The organism is Streptococcus pseudopneumoniae (genome assembly GCF_038148935.1).
GTDB lineage: Bacteria > Bacillota > Bacilli > Lactobacillales > Streptococcaceae > Streptococcus > Streptococcus pseudopneumoniae_U.
In genome coordinates, this window is the sequence record NZ_JBBJZX010000119.1 from 1 (window position 1) to 4129 (window position 4129).

Sequence of the window (4129 nt, forward strand, 5' to 3'; positions counted from 1 at the left end):
ATACGGCAAGGTGAAGCTGACGTGGTTTGAAGAGATTTTCGAAGAGTATAAAAACAAGATAAGGAATTAAAATGAGTATTTTAGAAGTTAAAAATCTGAGTCATGGTTTTGGTGACCGTGCAATTTTTGAAGATGTGTCCTTCCGTCTCCTCAAGGGAGAACATATCGGTCTGGTCGGTGCTAATGGTGAAGGGAAATCAACCTTTATGAGCATTGTGACTGGCAAGATGTTGCCAGATGAAGGGAAGGTAGAGTGGTCCAAATATGTAACGGCAGGTTACTTGGATCAGCACTCTGTCCTTGCTGAAGGGCAGTCGGTGCGTGATGTGCTCCTTACAGCTTTTGATGAGCTGTTTAAAGCAGAAGTCCGAATCAATGACCTTTATATGGAAATGGCTGAAGACGGAGCGGATGTTGATGCACTTATGGAAGAAGTTGGAGAACTTCAAGACCGTTTGGAGAGTCGTGATTTCTATACCTTGGATGCTAAGATTGACGAAGTGGCGCGTGCCCTTGGTGTTATGGATTTTGGCATGGATACGGATGTAACTTCTTTGTCAGGTGGGCAAAGAACCAAGGTACTTTTGGCCAAACTCCTCCTTGAAAAGCCAGATATCTTGCTTTTGGATGAGCCGACCAACTACTTGGATGCTGAGCATATCGACTGGCTCAAGCGCTATCTCCAAAACTATGAAAATGCCTTTGTCCTCATTTCACACGATATTCCATTCCTAAATGACGTTATCAATATCGTCTATCATGTGGAAAATCAACAGCTGACGCGTTACTCTGGTGACTACTATCAGTTCCAAGAAGTCTATGCCATGAAGAAATCTCAGCTGGAAGCTGCCTACGAACGTCAGCAGAAAGAGATTGCAGACCTCAAGGACTTCGTGGCTCGAAACAAAGCGCGTGTTGCAACACGAAACATGGCCATGTCTCGTCAGAAGAAATTGGATAAGATGGATATTATCGAACTGCAAAGTGAGAAACCAAAGCCATCCTTTGATTTTAAACCAGCTCGTACACCAGGTCGCTTTATTTTCCAAGCTAAGGATTTGCAAATTGGTTACGACCGTCCACTTACAAAGCCATTAAACCTTACTTTTGAACGTAATCAGAAAGTTGCCATTATTGGAGCAAATGGTATCGGGAAAACAACTCTCTTGAAGTCTCTCTTGGGAATGATCCCACCAATCGCTGGGGAGGTGGAACGCGGTGACTACCTAGAACTTGGTTATTTTGAACAGGAAGTAGAAGGCGGTAATCGTCAAACACCACTAGAGGCTGTTTGGAATGCCTTTCCTGCACTTAACCAAGCAGAAGTCCGTGCAGCCCTTGCCCGTTGTGGCCTGACAACCAAGCATATTGAAAGCCAAATTCAGGTCTTGTCAGGTGGAGAACAAGCCAAGGTTCGTTTCTGTCTCTTGATGAATCGTGAAAACAATGTTTTAGTGCTGGACGAGCCGACCAACCATTTGGATGTGGATGCCAAGGATGAACTCAAACGTGCTCTTAAAGAATACAAGGGATCTATCCTTATGGTCTGTCACGAACCAGACTTCTATGAAGGTTGGATGGACCAAATCTGGGATTTTAATAATCTAACTTAAAAATGAGGATAAAAGAAATACAGTACCGAATGTAGATACTGTATTTTTTTGTTTTTAAGATTTAAAATTGTAGTCTTTCACCACTTCGATGCTATCGATAGTAATAGCAGTCGTTGGTTTGTCTTTTTCATCTTTTTCAGCTTTAGCAATCTTATCTACAACATCCATACCGTCAATCACTTGACCAAAGACTGGGTGCTTGCCATCTAGACTAGGGTTTCCACCTTCTTTGTAGGCTTCGATGATTTTCTTTGGATACTTGCTTGTAGGAAGTTTAGCAGAGGTATCTGTAGAGTTTTGGTTGATGAAGAACTGGCTACCATTGGTGTTTGGTTGACCAGTATTAGCCATAGAAAGAGCACCACGGATGTTATAGAGATAAGGATTAATCTCGTTTTTGAAACCAGTTCCCTTGTCTTTAGTCTTATCCTTGTCATACCAGATGGACTGACCACCTGTACCGTCCCCTTTTGGATCTCCAGTTTGAATCATGAAGCCATCGATGACACGGTGGAAGGTAATACCGTTATAGTAGCCTTCTTTGGCATGAGTGAGGAAGTTTTCAACCGCTAGAGGAGCGAGTTTAGGGAAGAGTTTGATACGGATATCTCCTTGGCTTGTGTGGAGAATCACTTCGGCTTCATCTTCAGCAACTTCTTTAGATAGTTGTGGGAAATTGGCGTTTTCGTTTGTTAAAGCATCGTTTAACTCCTTGGCAGATTGGGCAGCTACTTTAGAACTTTCTTCAGCAGCAAGACTGGAATCAACATAGTCATTACCACGCAGACTACGTTGGATGCTGCTACATCCGGCTAGGGCTACAGTGGACAGTAAAAGAAGGGTTGCTAGTTTTTTCATTCTGTTCCTCTCAAAAATTCATTTCTACCATTGTACCCTAAAAGGAAGTGTATTTCAAATATTAGTGACAAGGTAGTTTAAGAGGAAATTAACCAAAAAGTTGCTTGCTTAGGAGCATCAATGCCATAAGTGTACCTCGAAGTATTTAGGAAACCAGATCTTAAGAAAGCTCGTAAAGCATCACAATTAGTAAAGGTTAATTCAAAAGAATTACTGTATTTTAAAAGAGCACATTTTCAATGGATTTTTTCTTTTGGCTTCAATTCCTAATTAATCAATGAACTGAATACTAGGTCTCGAAAAGAATTATGTTTCCTATTTCTGTCTGAGTTCAAAGAGGTCTTCTACTTTTAGATTAAAAACTTGAGCAATTTTAAGAGCCATCTCCAGCGAAGGATTGTAACGGTTATTTTCCAAGTGCAGAATTGTCTCGCGTCGCATGCCGATGAGGTCGGCTAACTCCTGCTGGGTCATACCTGTGGACTCACGAACAGATTTGAGATTAGTAATAATCTTGCTTTCTTTGGCCATGCTTATCCTCTACGTTCCAAGATAAAATAGACAACCGCAAAGATGCAAATCAAGGCAGCTATGCTAATAAATATCTGGCCCATGTAAAGAGTGAGAGCCCCCATATACCCAATGATAACTAATAGGATCATCGGTGCGCCTAGTATAAAAACAAACATCAAGCTAGCTGCCTTTGCTAAATTAGCATAAAAGCGTTCGTCCGGAGTTTCCTTGACATTTTTTAAAGAGAAAAAAACAAATACAATCACTTCAATAACGAGACCAATTCCCAAAATCCATTCTTTAATACCAGAACTTACGCTTGGGGTCGCAACCCAAATCCCTACTGTATAAAAAATGCTTGCTGCAAACACAAGTATCGTGTAAAGCTTAGCAGACAAGTCAAAAATAATCTTTCCCTTACCTTTCTGACTCTTATGTAGCCAGCTCCAAATAGCTATAATTTGACCTAACACTGAAATACCAGTAATAACTAACTTGGGTTCCCAACTAAGATTAGAACCAAATAAAACAATAAAATCAATAAAGAGAGCTACGGCAATCATTGCAATGAGGCCACGCATTTTTTGACTTTTTTTCATGATAGACTCCTTTTTTGTGTTATAAATATATAACGCTTAAATTTTATGTTATAAATATATCACATTTAAATTTAGAAAGCAAGAATTTATGTGCCAAGGTGGCAATTATTTGAAAAAATTTTTTAATAAAAGCCCTTGATAGTCAAACAACTAAAGAATTCTTTGAAGCAATGCATCGGATTTGGTTTGGATAGTTTTGTTAATAATATTTGATTATAAAGAATTTTTGAAAAATCTAGATACTGTATGAATCTCTACTTTTTTTCTTAGACTGTTATAAAGTTTGTCAGAATAAGCTTTGTAGGTGTAGAAGTTCATTTTTACAGAACTAAATTATTCCCCCATTTAGAATCTATTAATTCATATTTTATAAACTAAAATTAGTAGATATCTTTCTTAAAATCCTTGATATTTCGCTTGGGATTTAGGAGCCAAGCATCCAAATCTCGTTCAGGCGATATGAAGGGCTTAACTTGATGGTCTTTATAAAATGTTTCTAATACTCTTCGAAAATCAAATTCAAACTACGTCAGCTTTGCCTTGCCG

The 4129-nt window shown here is 39.2% G+C and carries 4 protein-coding genes; 1 reads left to right on the plus strand and 3 read right to left on the minus strand.

Annotated features, from left to right (window positions below; genetic code table 11):
* The first annotated feature begins 71 nt into the window (after positions 1-71).
* Positions 72-1613 carry an ABC-F family ATP-binding cassette domain-containing protein gene (locus tag WKI42_RS09580; RefSeq protein WP_368081805.1) on the plus strand — a complete coding sequence of 514 codons (1542 nt, stop codon included), beginning with the start codon at positions 72-74 and terminating at the stop codon, positions 1611-1613.
* 54 nt (positions 1614-1667) lie between these two features.
* Here the strand turns inward: WKI42_RS09580 and WKI42_RS09585 are convergent, their stop codons facing one another.
* From WKI42_RS09585 to WKI42_RS09595, 3 genes are all read right to left on the minus strand, one after another.
* Positions 1668-2471, minus strand: a complete 804-nt coding sequence (locus WKI42_RS09585) for a peptidylprolyl isomerase (RefSeq protein WP_368081806.1) — start codon at positions 2469-2471, stop codon at positions 1668-1670.
* A gap of 315 nt (positions 2472-2786) precedes the next feature.
* Entirely contained in the window at positions 2787-3002 is a 216-nt protein-coding gene (locus tag WKI42_RS09590; RefSeq protein ID WP_368081807.1) for a helix-turn-helix transcriptional regulator, read from the minus strand.
* A 2-nt stretch (positions 3003-3004) separates the two neighbouring features.
* Positions 3005-3583, minus strand: a complete 579-nt coding sequence (locus WKI42_RS09595) for a DUF3796 domain-containing protein (protein ID WP_368081808.1) — start codon at positions 3581-3583, stop codon at positions 3005-3007.
* Between the last annotated feature and the right edge of the window lie 546 nt (positions 3584-4129).

Coding starts and splice junctions, on each gene's coding strand:
- WKI42_RS09580 (WP_368081805.1), top strand. CDS start 72: ATGAGTATTTTAGAAGTTAAAAATCTGAGTCATGGTTTTGGTGACCGT.
- WKI42_RS09590 (WP_368081807.1), bottom strand. CDS start 3,002: ATGGCCAAAGAAAGCAAGATTATTACTAATCTCAAATCTGTTCGTGAG.
- WKI42_RS09585 (WP_368081806.1), bottom strand. CDS start 2,471: ATGAAAAAACTAGCAACCCTTCTTTTACTGTCCACTGTAGCCCTAGCC.
- WKI42_RS09595 (WP_368081808.1), bottom strand. CDS start 3,583: ATGAAAAAAAGTCAAAAAATGCGTGGCCTCATTGCAATGATTGCCGTA.